The organism is Bacillus sp. ok061 (assembly GCF_900108285.1).
Lineage (GTDB): Bacteria > Bacillota > Bacilli > Bacillales > Bacillaceae_G > Bacillus_A > Bacillus_A thuringiensis_S.
The window spans coordinates 11,938-29,568 of record NZ_FNUW01000030.1 but is presented as its reverse complement, the minus strand read 5'-3'; the positions used below and the strand labels follow the sequence as shown (position 1 = coordinate 29,568).

Here is a 17,631-nt window from a genome sequence, read left to right as displayed (position 1 = left end):
ATAGTTGTTTTCAGGAAGATGGGTGAACAAATATGTCCTTTATTGATGAAGAAAATTATCGTATGAAACGTGCAGGGAAAAAGAAGCATAAAGGTATAGTTCTTTCTAGTATAGCGGGAACAATTGTAGGAGCTTCTTTATTTGCGTTTGGAGCTCCTTTATTTTCAAATTCTGCTGATACGCTTCCGCAAGCTGAAGCAAGCGGAAGTAATATGGCCGAAGCTCAAGGAATTAAACAGATTAGCTTTGTAGATGCTGTTGACCGTGCATCTGAAGCTGTTGTGGGCGTTATTAACATTCAACGAGATAACTTTTCAGAGGCAGATTCAGAGGCTGGTACAGGATCAGGAGTAATTTATAAAAAGACAAATGGTCAAGCTTATATTGTAACGAATAATCATGTTGTAGCTGGAGCGAATCGTATTGAAGTAAGTTTAAGTGACGGTAAGAAGGTTCCTGGAAAAGTATTAGGAACCGATGTAGTCACAGATTTAGCTGTATTAGAAATAGATGCAAAGCATGTGAAAAAAATAATTGAAATCGGCGATTCTAATACTGTTCGCAGAGGAGAGCCAGTCATTGCGATTGGAAATCCACTCGGACTGCAATTCTCTGGAACTGTTACACAAGGTATTATTTCAGCTAATGAACGTATTGTCCCTGTAGATTTAGATCAAGATGGACACTATGATTGGCAAGTAGAAGTGTTACAAACGGATGCGGCGATTAATCCGGGGAATAGTGGCGGTGCGCTTGTAAATGCAGCAGGACAATTAATTGGTATTAATTCAATGAAAATTGCTGCAAAAGAAGTAGAAGGAATCGGACTTGCTATTCCGGTGACTAGGGCTGTTCCGATTATGAATGAACTTGAGAAGTATGGAAAAGTAAGAAGGCCGTATGTTGGGATTGAACTTAGGTCATTAAATGAAATTCCAAACTATTATTGGTCAAAAACATTACATTTACCAGGTACTGTAACAGAAGGAGTTTGTATTTTGGATGTGAAAAGTCCTTCGCCAGGCGCAGATGCTGGTTTAAGAGAACATGATGTTATTGTGGCAGTAGATGGAAAACCGATTCGCGATATTATTGGATTCCGCACGGCCTTATATGATAAGGAAATTAATGATAAAATGACTCTTACGTTTTATCGTGGTACAAAAAGAGTAACAACAACAGTGAAATTAGGCATTCAAAAGTATTAAAAACAGGAGGGCCTACCTCCTGTTTTCTATTGTAGAAAAGTGAGGTGAAGAAAATGAATTTACCTTGTTGTTTAGAACATGTTGAATTAGCGTTAGATATTATTGTGGATGAGTGTGAAGTTGCGCCGGTTATCAACAATGTGGATAACTCAGAAAAAGAGAAAAAAACATGTGAATTTTGTCAAAATGAGGCGACATATGTTGTATCGAACACAGATTCTCACACAATATGTGGGTAGTGTTTGTGGATATGTGGATAAGTTTTGTGGATAACATGTTTGTAAGGTGGATGATACGTGTGAATATCTCGATTATTTCAATTGGGAAATTAAAAGAAAAATATTTGAAACAAGGTATAGCAGAATACTTAAAACGATTATCAGCATACGCAAAAGTAGAAGTAATTGAATTGCCCGATGAAAAGGCGCCAGAAAATTTAAGTGAAGCAGAAATGTTAATTGTAAAGGAAAAAGAAGGTATACGTATACTGGATAAAATTTCTGATGACACGCATGTGATTGCATTAGCTATAGAAGGAAAGCAAAAGTCATCAGAAGAATTTGCGGTAAGTCTAGATCGCCTTGCTACATACGGAAAGAGTAAAGTCGCATTTGTAATTGGTGGATCACTCGGACTAAGTTCAGAAGTGATGAAGCGTTCAAACGAATCACTTTCTTTTTCAAAGATGACATTACCACACCAATTAATGCGATTAGTATTGCTTGAACAAGTGTATAGAGCGTTTCGGATTAATCGTGGGGAACCGTATCATAAATAAGGGCGGTTTATTATAATTAATTTAGTATGAAAATATATTGTGGAAGGGGAGAAAATGCATGGATAAATTTAAAAAATCATTAGATGAATGTATAACTGCTTTTACACATTTGAGTGAAGAGTGGGAAAAGATAGAAAGGGAACATTCGGATCAGTTATCAGAGAAATATCCATTCCATAAAGATTTTAGTGAACTTATTATTGATATGATGGAATGGAAAGAATCGATTAATAAATAATTAAATAGTATAAAAAGATAAAAAAGCTAGTCCAAACTAGCTTTTTTATCTTCTAGGAATTACAATATTAAACTCATTTTGCAACCTATCAAGTATGTGATTATGGTTTAATCTATCTGGTTCTACAACCACAAATTCACCTAGTGCTGCTAATTGTTGAGTAGTTGTAACTTCAGTAATTGCGCTAAGAGGATGGAATGGCTTAAAAGCAGTATAGACATTTTTACCTCTATTGGATCGCTCAGTCATAGGGTTGATAGGTCGACAAGCAATCATGAACTCGCCAGCAGCTTCTTGAATTGTTTCATAATTAATTGGACGTAAATTATTTATTAACTCCTCAATAGAAGTGGGAGGAGTATTGTTAATATACATACAGTTTGCGGTAGCATCTGTTTCTGGTCCATATCCTCGGACTACGGAGATTATATCTTGTGGAGAGAAGATATTTAAGAATGGAATAGCTGTATTACCACTTCTTCTACCGAAACAAATACTTACTCCAACAAAAGGAGAAGCGGCTGAATTAGTAATCCACGTATTTGCCCAATCAGTAATTTCATAGCTTAATCTATCAAATGTGTTTCTCCCAAACTCTTCTAAAAATCTTTGATGACCATACCAATTTCCAAAATAGTCTGCTGAAGATAGTTTGGCTGATATTTTTAAATCGGTAGCCCCGTTTAGCCTAATAAGTATGTCCGTTTTATTATTACGGTCTCGAGAACCTATTCTTTCTGATGAAAGAATTTCTAAATTAGGCTGTATACCTAATTCACACATCCAGTTAGGAATAGCTGATGGCAATTGAGTGACGGTACTAGCACAATCCGCAATTTGTTGTTCAAATAAATCTGTCCTTTGGGACATGGAAAATTCCCCCTTTGTTTCATTTATAAATATATTATAAATGAGATGAAAAATTATGTATATATTTGTAATGTAATATACAGGAAAATATGATTTGACAGTTGAATTTAAGGAAAATAAAGATGTAAAATTGCTTGTTTTTCTTAAAACAATGATAAAATAATAAAAACTGAATGGATTAGGAGGGTACATTATGAAAGAGGAACAAAATAAAAAGGTTAAGAATTTGGACCTTCCATTAGAAGATAAAGAAGTTATGGATACAGGTATAAGGTTAGAGGAAAATATCAAAAGGGGAAGGGGAAAATTCAAACCTGCTCCCGATTTAAATAAAGAAGAAGTAAAACGAATTCTCTTAGATAAGATAGCAGAAGAAACTTCATTAATTATTGAAAATGAAGAGGATGAGAAATTAATTAGCTCTGCTGATTATAAGCAAGATAAATATAATGTAGTAGGATTGTTTTCTGGATGTGGTGGATTAGACTTAGGCTTTGAATTAGCTGGTTTAGCAGCAGTTATAGGTGAAGATGCTGCTATGGAGGCTTTTAAAGATAAAGAGAAATACGAAATAGAGCGTTCTAAAAGTGTCTTCCATACGATTTATACCAACGATATGTTTAAGGAAGCGAATCAAACTTATAAAAAGAATTTTCCAGAGCATATAATACAACATGAAAAGGATATACGAAAAGTGGCACATTTTCCACTTTGTAATGTTATGTTAGGTGGATTCCCTTGTCCAGGATTTTCAGAAGCAGGTCCTAGATTAGTGGATGATGAAAGAAATTTCTTATATATCCACTATATTAGGGCTTTATTACAGACACAACCAGAATTCTTTGTAGCCGAGAATGTAAAGGGCATGATGACATTAGGGAAAGGTGAAGTATTAAAGCAGATAGTTGAGGATTTTTCTTCTGCTGGATATGATGTTACACCTTACTTAGTAAATTCAAGAGATTTTGGTGTGCCGCAATTACGGGAACGTGTATTTCTAGTGGGTGTTCATAAGGAAAAAGTAATTAATAAAACAAAGTTTAGGTATCCTACTCCGCAAGCAAGCCATGGAGAAAATCTAATTCCCTATGTAACACTTAAGGATGCAATTGGTGATTTGGAAACTAATCCAGGACCGTATTTTACAGGTTCTTACTCAACTATTTATTTATCACGTAATAGAAAGAAAACATGGCTAGATCAAAGCTTTACAATACAAGCATCAGGAAGACAGGCTCCTTTGCATCCAGGCGGAGAACCTATGCGAAAACTAGGTAAGGATGCGTGGGAATTAGTTGGTGGGGAAGAACAAAATCGAAGGCTATCTGTTAAAGAAATAGCAAGAATACAGACGTTTCCTGATTGGTTTAATTTTAGTGATGGAGGAAATTTAAAGGTATCAGAGAATAACCGTTTAGATAAAATTTATAAACAGATTGGAAATGCAGTTCCTGTACTACTTGCTAAAGCGATAGCACAACCTATTGCAAACTATGCTTATGAACAACTACAGAAACAAGAAAAGAGAGAAAAAGAATTTGTTCAAACTTCACTGTTTTAGACGTAATAAAGAATTTTTAAAGTATATATTATAATTATGAATGATTTTCATTAGCCCGAATCTCTAACTGAGATTCGGGTTTTTTCTATTTATAAGGAGGAGATGAAAATGGATTTGGAATTAGAAGAGTTTTGTAATAAGTTAAGGTCTAAATTTAATGTAATAGTTAGAGAAGAGGAGGTCGGTTGGGAGAACACAGAACATTATCGAAATGAATTAGATGTAGCTTTATTTCCAAAAGCTGTTTATGAAGATTTACCAGATCCATGTTTGTTTCAAGTGATAATCTTTACAGATAAAAACTTGAATGAATGGATGTCAATTGTTCCTATTCATCCATCTACAAAAGAACGACTATATATAATTTGGCTGAAAAATTTAGAAGTCGTTGATTGGGAAAAATAAATACGCATATTGTAGTAGGTGAAAGAGGATATAAAAAGACTGAGAATTCAATAAAATTATCTCCTGATTAGAAAATCAGGAGATAATTTTATTTACAAAAGAAATTTTACAGGAAACAGGTAAGTGGACATATATTGTCTACTTGTTTTCAATATAATTTCTAAACAAGTGAACAAGAGAAGGAATGGGGGATATGGTAGAGATATTCAATGAAAAGACATTTCGGGTACTTTCATTATATGAACGAATACATAAAGGAGAGGTAATCAATAAAAATAATGAAGCAATAAGGTTTAATGTAGATCGTAGGACTATTCAAAGGGATATTGCTGAAATAAAGCATTATTTAGAGCAACCGAACCTTTCTATGTCCCTTCAATATAGTCGAAGAGAGAATGGCTATATATTGTATAAACAAAGTCCATATTGGTTTTCTTATGGTGAATTGTTAGGGATTTGTAAGGTATTAGTTAGTAGTCGAGCATTTTCAAAAAAACAAATGATAGCTATATTAGATAAATTGATGAAGATGGTAGATGAAGAAAAGGGAAATTTGATACGGGAACAGTTGAAAAATGAGCTTTTTCACTATCATTCGTTGGAACTTAAAGATGTTCAATTAGAGTTGATCTCGAAAATCAGTTGGGCAATATATAAGAGACAAGGGATAGCTATAAAATATAAATCACACTTAGGGGGGAAAAAGAGTGTAATACATTTATATCCGATAGGAATAGTGTTTTTTAGTCAGTATTTCTATTTATTTTCAATATCTAAAGGAAATGTAATGGAGTACACAACGATTCATCGTTTAGATAAGATAATTTCTTTAAAGATAAAGGACAATCTAAATGTTTCCTTTGGTCATAATCGAATTGAAGTTGGGGAATTAATGAAAGGTTTCCCAACAGAACCATTGGGAGAATATATAAATGTACGTCTGCGTTTTTTAAATGTTAACTTTCATGAGGTAATGAAAGAGTTCCCAAGTGCTCAAGTGATGAGTAAAAGTAAAATAGATACAATTATAGAAGTAAAAGGATTTTCAAATGGAATCAAACAGTGGGTGCTAAAATCATTACCTATGGTAGAAATTCTAGAGCCTAAAATTTTGAGGGAAGAATTAATAATTATTTTGAAAAAAAGCTTTAAAATATATAGTTAATTTTAATAAATGGATAATATGTATAAATCGGTATTCAGAAATGATATAATGTAAATTTTTGTAAAATGGTATTTAGTTCAAGGGATTAAGGGTATAGATACAGATGATTGGAATTCAATGGAGGAGAAAAAATGAAAAAAATTGTGGGTAGCATTTTGGTAAGCTCTGTTTTATTAGTGACAGGGTGTAGTGGTGATGATGTAGATGAAGCAGTAAATAAAGCTGATAAGCAGGTAAAAGAAGAGGTTGCGATAGCAACTACAAAAGACCATGAGTATGTACAAAAAATTAAATCCTCTAAGCTTCCTAATTATGATTCAATGGCTATAGAAGAAGCATTTCATAAATTTTTTAAAAACCCTAAATGGAAGTATTTTATGTCAAAGGATAATGAAGAGATAGTTGAGTTTACAGGTAATTGTTTATATCATGAGCAGGAAGTGAAGGCTAAAGTTCAATTTGTAATAAGTAAAGATGATAATACATTCAAATTAAAAGCGCTGGCGTTAAATGACATACAACAGAACGAACTTGAACTAGCGGGAATGTTACATTCTATATATGGTATGACTAATGATAACTTAGAACAGCAGGAAGAATCTCAAAATAATAACAATAATCAACAAGAAACTGAAAAACCAGAAAGATCAGTAAAAGCAGATTCATACTTTGAGGAAGATAGGAATGCTGAAGAAGTAGCTCCTCCGAAACCAGAGGGATCAGTAAAGGCGGACTCGTACTTTGAGGAAGATAGAAATGCTGAGGAGGTCGATCCGCCAAAACCAGAAGGGGCGGTAAAAGCAGATTCATACTTTGAATAGGATGAGGTAACGATAGAATGATAATAGTCATTATAATTGCAGTCATAATAGGATATCTTTTTATTTCAATTCGAGATAAAAAAAGTGCTAAGAATATGGTCAGTGAAGATATTACTAGTAGGGGAGGAGAGGTAACAGATCGTATAGATTGGCAAAAAGGTTACTATCAATTTATTTTTGATAAAAAGAAAAAGGGTTTTTGGTATGTAACAGGGCAAGAGAAGAGGTTTTATGATTATCATGAGATTCTTGGATGTGAAATGCAAATAGATGGTCGAACCACTGTCTCTACGTCAAGAGGCACAAGTGTAGGTGGTGCAATTGTAGGCGGAATAATAGGTGGTGGCATAGGAGCAATAATTGGCGGAGTAAGTGGTGAAAGAAAATCTATAGAAGAAAAAAAGGTTTTTTCGGCAAAACTGATTGTTACCGTAAATGACATGGAACTTCCATATATTGAAATTGTAATAGCAAGCTATTTACTGCCACGGGAACTATATTATGGGGATGAAAAAAATGCTTTGAAATGGATGAAGCTGTTAGAGGTAGCGATGAAACAGCCTAATGAAAAAAATGAATCAAATAATTAAGTGAAAAAGACATGATATCAATTAGAATATCATGTCTTTTTATTATTAGAGTTAAAAAATTATTATTGTAAAGAGGGAGTAAGTAGGATGACATTTCTTAATATGCCTTTAAAAACACTGGGAGGAAAAGTATGGTGGATAAATAAACATCAGCAAAGGGGATGGAAATTGCAACAACATATTTTGACTTCGCATTATAGAATTCTTGATCCAGAGGATATACGTCAAGCGTGGGGAACAGACTATCAGCAAATATATATGACATACTTAAAAATTATTGGGTTTGATAAGTAGAAAGTTTCGTATGGAACTTTCTTTTTTTCAGTATAATGTTGAAAATATAATTTTTAAAAACGGACACAAATTTGACACATTTTATTTTTATCTGAACTAGGGAGTGACGACTCGCGTATTGCCTTTTTAGTTGATAAAAAGTAATTCATACGTACTTTTCTAAGTAAATTTGAGGTTGATGCTATTGAAAGGGTTGTGCTATGCTATAAACAAGTTGAAGCAAGACAAGGAAATAATATAAATGGACGCCTCTGCTTTTGGAATTAAATTCCAAAGTGTGCATGCGAACTACGTCAAACAGACAAGCATTAACCAAGTGTGAAGCTTTGTACTAGACGCCATAAAAATAAGAATTTTTCTTTGTGCATTTATATGCACTTTTATTGAAGAATTTTTGTTTTTGTGGCGTTTTTTATTTGCCTCAAAATAACAAATTAGGGAGGAATTAAGATGCACTTATTAAAAGAAATTTCTTATGACTGGGTATATTATCGAAAATTATTAAAGGAAGAAAAGAAAGAATATAATGCTAACCTTAAAACTCGGAATGTTTGGTTAGGAGGTGCGTATATTTGCTTTAAAACATCTTCTAAACAGGCGATAAAAAATGTAAAAAATGTATTGGCAGATAGTGTAGATGTTATAACGTGCACGGATCATATACAGCATTCCAAGAAGAAAAAAGAGGATTATGAAGTAATGGTTCATGTAGAATTTAAGGAACAATTCCCTATAAACCACATGGAATTAAAGAACACAGTAGTAGTTATTAATGAACTTGTAGAGCAATTTTCATTAATAAGTTCTCGAAAAGTTATATTAGAAACCTATGTTTTAAATTTAGATGATGCTTCATATAATGCATCGTCACTAGAGAAAGTAGTACTTATAAGTAAATCTGATCTTAATTGGAAGGTGGTACCTCTTGCAGCTTAGCTTGTAAGCTGTAAGAGGTATACATAAGCACAGAAAGGGATTGAAGAAAATGTCGAAGCAAAGAATGTCATTAAAGAAGCGAGCTAAAAACTCACAAAGTGCACCAGAAAGATATGGAAACTTTGAAGTTCGTAATGGATATTTATACCTACATTCGAAGGATAAGGAAACAAATGCTCCACTTTGTGAAAAGGTGGCAAGAATTGTAAAGGTGAAGGAGAAACAGTGTTATGTAGAATCTAAAGAGGTCGAAGTAGTATTAGAATTTAACTTTTATGATAGGAAAATGAAAGAAATCAAGGTATCCCGTGAACAATTACAATCAAAAGAATTAGTAAATTTGATGAAGTATGGCATGGATGTAGGAAATGGGAAAGCAAAGGTCATAGCTGCGTTTCTGGATAAACAAGAGGGTTCTGCCCCTATTCATTATTTTCATAATGAATTAGGGTGGGGAGTGGCTGAGGAAGGAATGTTATATAAGCACCATGAGATAATTAGCGAGGATGAGTGCGAATGTTCAATTTATCATGGGAATTTAAACATCCAACCTAATGGTACATTAGAGAATTGGTTGGATACGATTCAAAATGAAGTCATTGGTAATCCAACCTTAGAATTGGCTCTAACAATGGGATTTACAGCTCCGATAGTAGGGTTAATTACTAAACAATCACAGATGGATACTTTATTGTTTCACTTGTATGGGAATTCCACGACAGGAAAAAGTACAGCTGCTTGCTTAGCAGTTTCACCTTTTGGAAAACCATCTATTCAGGGGGATGGATTAATACGAAGTTGGTCAGCGACAGGGAATGCAATGATTAAAATTTTGGATGGAAACTATGGTGTTCCCATTGTTTTCGATGAAGCTTCTATGAGTCAAATGAAGAATTTTACAAATTTTATTTACCAAGTTGCCGAAGGAAAAGAAAAGGCAAGAATGAATAAAGAATGTAGGCTTCGTAAGATAAGTACTTGGTGTACAACATTGATTTCAACTGGGGAGCATTCATTGTTTGAAAAAACAAATGAAAATGTGGGATTACGAGTGAGAGCTTTTGAATTTGGAAACATTTCATGGACTAAAAATGCTACAAGTGCTGATCGAATAAAAGATGAATTGTACCATAACTATGGGTATGCTGGGATAGAATTTGTAAAGTATGTGCTGGAAAAGGGGCAAGAATACGTTTTGAATAAATGGAAAACGTGGACGGACTACTGTACTGAAAACTTACCAAACAGTCAATATTTAGAAAGAATTTCCAGAAAATTCAGTATTGTACTAACTACTGCAGAGTTAGTAAATGAGTCGTCACTGTCTTTAAATCTAGACTTAGATGCTATTTTTAGTCTGCTAAATGAAGCCGAGAAACTGGCTTTAGAAGAGCGTGATATTGCTGATAAAGCATTAAATTATATAAAAGAGATGGTAATTGCTCATAAAACAAAGTTTAAAGTGAATCGTGGTAGTACCCCACAGAATGAATGCTACGGGAAAATAAATGAAACAGTTTCTAGAACAGAAGTTATGATTTTGACCGAAGCCTTTAAAAAATTATTACATGAGGGTGGTTTCTCTAATCCTAAAGTAGTTTTGGATGCTTTAAAACAAAAAGGGTACTTAAAAACAGAAACAAATAAAAACGCATATCGTACAAATATTGATAACAAGCGGTATAGGACTTATTGCTTGGTATTTAATGAAAATATTTTTGAGGGAATCAATGAAGACGTTCACGCTCTTTCAAAAAATGATGAAGATAATGAAGAAATATCTGATCTGAATGAATTAGAATGAAAGCTGCTTTATATCTTAATTCTTACAAGACTATGTATCAGAAGAAAAAATGCAAGGGAGCGTGAAGTTACATGTTATTTTCGGAAGTTAAAAAATTATTTATACAAGATTTAATTGAGAAAGAACGTAGCCAAGGAACTGTTACAGAGTATGCTAAAGATTTAAAGTGTATAGAAGTTTTTTTGAAAGAAAAATACACCTCTTCCTTGCATATTGAGTCCGTAACCTCAGGTGATGTGAAAGAGTATCTGTCTATGTTGGAGAAAATCAAGCAGTATCAGCCTACATCTTGTAATCGACACCTGAATACTTTGCGATCTTTTTATAAATTTGCTTACAATAATGATTTTGTAGGTACAAATGTGGTCAAATCTATAAGCCCTAAAAAAGTCAGTAAAAAAGAACGTTCGTTTCTTACTGAACAAGAGTTCCATGAGTTCGCTGAATCCATTAAGCATGATTTAGTTCAATTGGTGGTAAGAACTCTCTTTTATACAGGATTGCGTATAAGTGAATGCCTTTCATTAGAAGTGAAACATATTGATTTTGAAAAAAATACAATATGCATTTTTAATGGAAAAGGAAATAAGGACAGGCTAGTACCCCTGAATGTAATCTTGAAAGTACATTTACAAGGTTATATAGAAAAGTGGAGACCCAGTGTACAATCTGGAAAGCTTTTTATGACGGAAAGAACAGGAGGGTTATCAGATGTATATGTAAACCGTATTTTAAAAGAAACAACCTTACGATTAGGTTGGAACAAAAAGATCACATGCCATACGCTAAGGCATAGCTTTGCATCAGCATTAGTGGATAAAAATGTGAATTTGGTTGTAATCAAAGATTTGCTAGGTCATGCTAATTTGAAAACGACGAGTATCTACTCTCATACAACCGTAGAAAGAAAAGAAGAAGCAATATCGCTGTTGGGGTGAGGGGAAAACAGGGGTATTTGTGGGACGGCTGGGGGGTGAGAAGTAGCTAGGGGTGGCATTAACTAGAAGGATTTTGTGCGAACGCCCCTGGTTCCCCAAAATCCTCAGTAGATTTTCTAAATGTAAAATGGTTTGAATTTCTTGTAATAAAGTGTCAATAGGTAAGGAAAACCTCTTTTAGTATAACTAGTTGGTAGGATGACTTTATAAAAAGTAAAGGTGTTTTCCAACGAAATATGTTGGATTTATAAAATAAAAAAATTAGTGGGGAAAGAGGGGAATTAGGGGAAATGTATTGCGCTACTGCTATCTAGTATAGGGATATGAAAAAAATTTCAGTTTAGAAGGAGGAAGAAAAATGAATTATCAAGAGGGAAATTATAATCATTTTATAGATTTATTGGCTGAAATGATTGTGAAATATCATACAAAGTTAAATGTTTTTGAACAGGTAGGGCTAGTAGAAAAACTTAACAAATGTAATGAAGAAGAGACTTAAGTGAGGGAGAAATAAATTAATGCGTCAAGTTGTAGGTTATGTACGGGTAAGCACCAAAGATCAGATTAATGGCTTTAGTATTCAAGCCCAAAAAGAGAAAATTGTTGAATATTGTTTCCGAAAAGGACTAGGACTTCAAAAGGTATATGTAGATGCGGGCATATCGGGTAAGAGCGTAAAAAATAGAGTGGCATTACAACAACTACTTCTTCAGGTAAAGAAAGGAAACATTGAAGAAGTAGTTGTATGGAAAGTAAATCGCTTGGCAAGAAAATTAGTAGATATTCTTTACATTGTAGAGGCATTTCAGAAATATGGAGTAACTTTTACAAGTTTGAGTGAAAACTTCAATAGTGGAACACCTCAAGGCTTGTTTACCTTGCAAATGCTCGGCGCAGTTAGTCAACTAGAGAGGGAAACTATACTTGAAAATTCTAGGATGGGAAGAAGACAGAGAGCCAAACAGGGGGAGTACTGCGGTGCAAGGATTTTGGGATACGACGTTATCCCAAAATCTACTTGTTTGAAAGAAGGAAGAGAATCTAACCTAGAGATTAATAATGAAGAGGCTAAGGTAGTTCAGAAGATTTTTCATTGGTATGTTAATGACTTAGGTTATAAAGAAATTGTTAAGCAATTGAATAAAAGAAAAATCAAGACTAAATATGGAAAAGCATTTAGTTTAGGAAGTATCTATAAGATTCTTCGCAATGTGGTCTATATTGGGAAAGTACGTTTTCAACAAGATGGACAGGAATATATAATAGATGGTAAACATCCTGCTATTATTTCAGAAGAGCTTTGGAATATAGTCCAGAGTAAGCTTCTAACCAAAAGTGAACAATTCAAGAATAGAAACAAAAAGAGAAATAATTATCCGCTGACTGCTCTTCTAAAATGCCCAATATGTAATGGTCACATGGTTGGTACAGGAAAAATATTGGAAGGTCAGCAAGGGGAGTCTAAAAGCTATCGTTACTATACTTGTAGTCAGCGTGTTAACAAGGATAGTACAGTTTGTAATGCTAAATATATTACAGCTAATAATATTGAGTATCAGGTATATAAAGCTATAGAAGTACTTTTAAGTTCTCCTCCTATTATTGAGGGTGTTTATAAAAAGATTCGTAAATCAGAGGGGAGCTCGGAGGAACAAAGAGTAAAGTTAAATGCAATAACAAAACGACAAAGTGATTTACAGGTTAAGAAGCATCAACTATTTTTAGATTTTGAAGGAGAAAAAATTTTAGCGGGTGTTTTCAAGCAAAGGATTCTAAAGCTTAATCAAGAGTTAGAAATATTGAATGAAGAAAAAGATACAATAATGAAATTAAATTATTCTAAGGATTATAAGATATCTTCAGAAAAATATATAGAAGAAACTTTTAATAATTTATATAAATTATTAAAAGAATTAAATCATGATGAAAAAAGAAATTTACTATCATCATTTGTAAGAGAGATTAAGGTAGATAAAACACTTCAATTATCACAAATAAAAACAAAATTTAGTTTCGATGAAGGTTTAGAAAATGAAACGATAACTATAGATTTTAGTAAAGAGGATATTGGGGGGAAAGTATCATGGGAAGTTATACAAGAGTAGCAATATATGCACGAGTAAGTACTGAGGAGCAAGCAGAACATGGGTATTCAATAGATGCTCAGTTAGATACATTGCGTAATTATTGTAAAATGTATGGAAAAATTGTTGCACAAGAATATGTAGATCGAGGAGTAAGTGGTAAATCAATCAAAGGAAGATATGAATTACAGAAGTTACTTCGGGATGCTAAAAATGGTGAATTTGATGAAGTAGTTGTATGGAAGATTTCACGATTAGCACGTAAAACTATTGATTTGCTTCAAATCGTTGATGAATTAAGTAAACATAAAGTAGCCTTCCGTTCATTTTCAGAGAACTTTGAAACGGAGACTCCTATGGGGAAATTTGCACTTCAAATGATGGGTGCTGTTGGTGAACTGGAACGTAATACGATTGTCGATAATGTAAAGATGGGGATGAAACAACGGGCACGTACCGGAAGATGGAATGGTGGACGTGTACTTGGATACAAGAGTGTAGCCCACTTTAATAAAGGTAGCAAGGAAACAACTCTTCAGATTATCGAAGAGGAAGCGATGATTGTTAGAAAGATCTTTGCTTTGTTTGCAAGTGGCAAAGGTTTGAAAGCCATAGCTAACAAAATTAATCATGAAGGTTATAGGACGAAAAGAGGCAATACTTTTAGTACAAGTGCTATCAAGGAGATTATTTTAAATCCCATATACATTGGGAAAATACGATTTAATCGTTTTGAAAATTGGAGTGAAAAAAGGAGAAAAGGAAAGAGTGAAGACATAATTTTAGTTGATGGAAATCACGAGTCAATTATTGCGAAAGAGTTATGGGATAAAGTCCAATCGATCCAACAGCGGAAATCTAAAAGTTCTATTCGTAATTATGAAGGAAACTTCGTACTTACAGGTCTCATAAAATGTCCTAAGTGTGGCGCCTCTATGGTAGCTAGTAGGACGACTAACACATTAAAAAGTGGTGTAAAAAAAGTAATACGTTATTATTCATGTGGTGCGTTTCGGAGTAAAGGAAGTGCAGTATGTAGTGCAAATAGCATAAGAGCAGATTACGCAGAGCAATATGTACTTAATCGGATTAAATCAGTTGTAAAACATCCAAAAACCTTACAACAACTTGTAACAGAAGTAAATAAAAAGAAGCAGGCACAAATTAAACCATTGAAGGATGAATTACAATTAATTGAGAAATCAATTCTAAACGCAGAAGGTCGTAGGCAAAAATATTTTAGCCTATATGAGGAAGCGGTGTTAGATACTATAATATTTGCTGATCGTATACAGGAATTGAAAATTGAAATAGATCATTTAAATGCAAGGAAATCAGCAGTAGAGTTTGAATTAGGGGATGGAAATTCCGTTCCTCTTTCATATGAATATGTAAAGCAAGTATTAGCGGGGATTCATGTACTATTAAATGCCGTACCCAGTGATGAAAAGAAAATGTTGTATCGTATGATTATTGATACTGTTGTTATAAATGATAAAAAAGAAATTGAAAAGATAAAGTTGAATATTGACGAAGAGCTACAACGAGAGTTTATGAAAGACACCCTATCCAAAGATAAAATGGATGGGGTTTTTTCTATACAAAAAAATATGAGAAATAGATTGAAGTTAGTCATTTAAAAAAGAAGGCAGTTGAGTTGTTAGATTTGATATGTTAACAAATAGAGATATTAAAGAAAAATGCTGTTATTTAATCGTGGGATGATATGATTAGTATAAAGAAAAACTAGCATAGGTAGAGGTGTGAAAAATGAAGGTATTACAAGAATTTAGTAAGAAATATCAGAAGGAACTTAACTATCATATTAAAGATGACTCATATGGGAGAAGTAAATCTTCATTATTAATGAATCATATGTTACTAACAACAGAGGTTGCTGAGATTGCCGAATTATTAAGAGAGCTTTTTACAATAACTGAAAAGAAAATTCAAGAAGGCTATGAAGAGCAAGAGGCATTTGAGCTTGCTAAGGAGCATATTTCTGTTGATTTAGGAAAAGAAATATCTGATTGTCTTGCTTATTTATGTAAATTAAGTAATTTCTTTAAGCGTGATATGGAGAGTGATTTTTATGGGAAGATGGAGGAGGTTAAGAAAAGAGTTGAATATTGATTTTCTATAATTTAGCGATATGTTTCGAAAATATTTATTAAGTTAAGGAAGGAAAAATGCATGTATAATAATAAAAAAATGATTGGTTTCATGTTAGTATTTGTGTTGATAATTTCCCTCGCCCTCTTTTATTTAATGTATGGAAATTTAATAGATGCATGGAATAAAATGCTTGATAATAAAGGTAATATAGCTAAAACACATGATGCATTTACTTTATTGTATAGTTTGCTTTCTATTATTGTATCTTCATTGTTTAGTTTTTTAGTATATCGAATAAGTGTACAAAGTTATGACATTTCTAAGAAAATGAGTGAGTTAGAAATAGATAGAGAAAATGCTGCTCTTAACCAAGATGCTACTATAATTTTAACAATGATAACAAGGAACCTTAATGTTATAAAAGAGATGTATAGTGAATCACTTACTAAACCTAAGGCATACAGTGTAAAGGATTTGGCATTAAGTGAAAGTTGGGCTGAAAATATAGCTAACTTGATGAAAGGTCAAAAAGAATTATTTAGTGAATATGAATTGAATCAAACATATGATATTTTTGAGGATTTTGTAAAATTAAATAGGTTCATTAAAGATCCAGAGAATGAATTTAAACGAGAGGATTTTGCAAAAGAATTAACTTTAATAATAAGAAAGTACTTTAATAAAAATATTCCTACGCCTCTCTATTCAAGAATTAATACTGAAACAATACTAGAGCTTCTGAATGTTGAGAGCTATATATTGTTACGTAAACTGTATTATTTAACAGTAAAAAATTCATTAATTGAGGAAAAAGAAGTAGGAAAAAGTTATAGGGTTAGCGTTTTAGGAATTCCCCTTTTTGAAAGTAGTAGTCCTAAAAGATTAGAGGGAAACATAAAATTATATGATAGTTATGGCTATATTAAATTAGAAGCTATGGTAGTAAATAATATTATAAGGTACGAAAAGTACAATGGATATTCAAAAAAAGGTGAAAAGCTATATGAGTTTATCTTCGATAAGGACAATTATAAAAATGGAGAACAGAATATAAAGAAGGCTAAAGTATATAATCATACACCCTCAGGAAACTTATTCCTTGATTACTTCTTTGATTGTGAGTGGACAGAGGATAATCGAAAAAATGGCATACAAACTAAATATGGATTAAAAGGTAAATTGGTTTTTCATGGTAATAAGGTAGATGGAATGAAAAACGGGCATTGTTATTATCGTAAATCAAATGGCAATGTTTATATTGGGAAATTTGAAAATGATAAGATAGTTGAAGGTGAAATGTTTTGGCAGGAATCTAAATTTACTGGTCAATTTCACAATGGAGAACCTTGGAAAGGTAGCGTCATAAATTATAAAAAGTATAATCAAGATCTTAATGATTATGTGTATCATTTTAGTGGTAGTATAAACAATGGTAAGTTATATGAGGGTGTTGGATATACTAAGTTAAAAGCAACGCCTCTTTACGAACAATATGAATCTGAAATTCAACGGATGGAAGATAACCATATGGATGAGATAGAGAGGTATGAGGATGAATCGTATGTTGCTGGATTGGAAAATAATCACAAAAGAAACACGTATCCTATTCATGCTGAATATATAAGGACTGAGTGGAAGCAAGGGAAAAAGAGACAATTAGAAGAAATTGAGGAAAACATTAAGGTGAAGTATTACGAGTGATAAATAGAAGAAAAAGCTTTTAAATTGGTAAGAATTATAAAGTGAAAACTTCCAGTTTACTTGGTACGGTGAACCGTATCATAAGTAAGATATTCTATGTAAAATAAAGGTAAGACACCGATA

19 protein-coding genes are annotated in these 17,631 nt (G+C 32.9%); 18 read left to right on the top strand and 1 reads right to left on the bottom strand.

Annotation, left to right across the window (positions count from 1 at the left end):
• Positions 1-32: 32 nt before the first annotated feature.
• Genes C4S65_RS27445 through C4S65_RS27430 form a run of 4 tightly spaced genes read left to right on the top strand, consistent with a single transcriptional unit; the run spans position 33 to position 2,224 of the window.
• Positions 33-1,208: a S1C family serine protease gene (locus tag C4S65_RS27445; RefSeq protein WP_000008032.1), complete on the top strand. Its 1,176-nt coding sequence runs from the start codon at positions 33-35 to the stop codon at positions 1,206-1,208.
• A 53-nt stretch (positions 1,209-1,261) separates the two neighbouring features.
• Positions 1,262-1,447, top strand: coding sequence for a CxxH/CxxC protein (locus C4S65_RS27440; RefSeq protein WP_001052827.1), 186 nt, complete (start codon positions 1,262-1,264; stop codon positions 1,445-1,447).
• Between the two features lie 59 nt (positions 1,448-1,506).
• Positions 1,507-1,986, top strand: a complete 480-nt coding sequence (gene rlmH, locus C4S65_RS27435; protein WP_001027003.1) for a 23S rRNA (pseudouridine(1915)-N(3))-methyltransferase RlmH — start codon at positions 1,507-1,509, stop codon at positions 1,984-1,986.
• Positions 1,987-2,044: 58 nt separating this feature from the next.
• Positions 2,045-2,224 (top strand): hypothetical protein, encoded by a 180-nt coding sequence (locus C4S65_RS27430; protein ID WP_103945642.1) that lies wholly within the window; start codon positions 2,045-2,047, stop codon positions 2,222-2,224.
• A gap of 45 nt (positions 2,225-2,269) precedes the next feature.
• Here the strand turns inward: C4S65_RS27430 and C4S65_RS27425 are convergent, their stop codons facing one another.
• Positions 2,270-3,094, bottom strand: coding sequence for a hypothetical protein (locus C4S65_RS27425; protein ID WP_103945641.1), 825 nt, complete (start codon positions 3,092-3,094; stop codon positions 2,270-2,272).
• 193 nt (positions 3,095-3,287) lie between these two features.
• On the opposite strand from C4S65_RS27425, the gene C4S65_RS27420 reads away from it, so the two are divergent.
• From C4S65_RS27420 to C4S65_RS27360, 14 genes are all read left to right on the top strand, one after another.
• The gene (locus C4S65_RS27420; protein WP_258043889.1) at positions 3,288-4,655 is read left to right on the top strand and encodes a DNA cytosine methyltransferase; all 1,368 of its coding nucleotides are present in this window, start codon (positions 3,288-3,290) and stop codon (positions 4,653-4,655) included.
• Positions 4,656-4,763: 108 nt separating this feature from the next.
• On the top strand, positions 4,764-5,060 hold the full coding sequence (locus C4S65_RS27415) for a hypothetical protein (RefSeq protein ID WP_103945640.1): 297 nt from the start codon (positions 4,764-4,766) through the stop codon (positions 5,058-5,060).
• A gap of 184 nt (positions 5,061-5,244) precedes the next feature.
• The gene (locus C4S65_RS27410; RefSeq protein WP_103945639.1) at positions 5,245-6,225 is read left to right on the top strand and encodes a WYL domain-containing protein; all 981 of its coding nucleotides are present in this window, start codon (positions 5,245-5,247) and stop codon (positions 6,223-6,225) included.
• Between the two features lie 131 nt (positions 6,226-6,356).
• Complete coding sequence (locus C4S65_RS27405) at positions 6,357-7,046, top strand: hypothetical protein (protein ID WP_103945638.1); 690 nt, start codon at positions 6,357-6,359, stop codon at positions 7,044-7,046.
• 17 nt (positions 7,047-7,063) lie between these two features.
• The gene (locus C4S65_RS27400) at positions 7,064-7,636 is read left to right on the top strand and encodes a hypothetical protein (RefSeq protein ID WP_103945637.1); all 573 of its coding nucleotides are present in this window, start codon (positions 7,064-7,066) and stop codon (positions 7,634-7,636) included.
• A gap of 87 nt (positions 7,637-7,723) precedes the next feature.
• Positions 7,724-7,930 carry a hypothetical protein gene (locus tag C4S65_RS27395; RefSeq protein WP_103945636.1) on the top strand — a complete coding sequence of 69 codons (207 nt, stop codon included), beginning with the start codon at positions 7,724-7,726 and terminating at the stop codon, positions 7,928-7,930.
• Positions 7,931-8,380: 450 nt separating this feature from the next.
• Positions 8,381-8,866 (top strand): hypothetical protein, encoded by a 486-nt coding sequence (locus C4S65_RS27390; protein ID WP_103945635.1) that lies wholly within the window; start codon positions 8,381-8,383, stop codon positions 8,864-8,866.
• Between the two features lie 49 nt (positions 8,867-8,915).
• Entirely contained in the window at positions 8,916-10,670 is a 1,755-nt protein-coding gene (locus C4S65_RS27385) for a DUF927 domain-containing protein (protein ID WP_103945634.1), read from the top strand.
• Between the two features lie 71 nt (positions 10,671-10,741).
• Positions 10,742-11,608, top strand: coding sequence for a tyrosine-type recombinase/integrase (locus tag C4S65_RS27380; protein WP_103945633.1), 867 nt, complete (start codon positions 10,742-10,744; stop codon positions 11,606-11,608).
• 358 nt (positions 11,609-11,966) lie between these two features.
• Entirely contained in the window at positions 11,967-12,107 is a 141-nt protein-coding gene (locus tag C4S65_RS34680; RefSeq protein WP_181032148.1) for a hypothetical protein, read from the top strand.
• 19 nt (positions 12,108-12,126) lie between these two features.
• Positions 12,127-13,713 carry a recombinase family protein gene (locus C4S65_RS27375; protein WP_103945632.1) on the top strand — a complete coding sequence of 529 codons (1,587 nt, stop codon included), beginning with the start codon at positions 12,127-12,129 and terminating at the stop codon, positions 13,711-13,713.
• Positions 13,692-15,332: a recombinase family protein gene (locus tag C4S65_RS27370; RefSeq protein ID WP_103945631.1), complete on the top strand. Its 1,641-nt coding sequence runs from the start codon at positions 13,692-13,694 to the stop codon at positions 15,330-15,332. Before C4S65_RS27375 ends, C4S65_RS27370 begins: the two co-directional genes overlap by 22 nt.
• 130 nt (positions 15,333-15,462) lie before the next feature.
• Complete coding sequence (locus tag C4S65_RS27365; protein WP_103945630.1) at positions 15,463-15,825, top strand: hypothetical protein; 363 nt, start codon at positions 15,463-15,465, stop codon at positions 15,823-15,825.
• A gap of 60 nt (positions 15,826-15,885) precedes the next feature.
• The gene (locus C4S65_RS27360) at positions 15,886-17,508 is read left to right on the top strand and encodes a hypothetical protein (protein WP_103945629.1); all 1,623 of its coding nucleotides are present in this window, start codon (positions 15,886-15,888) and stop codon (positions 17,506-17,508) included.
• The last annotated feature ends 123 nt before the right edge of the window (positions 17,509-17,631 follow it).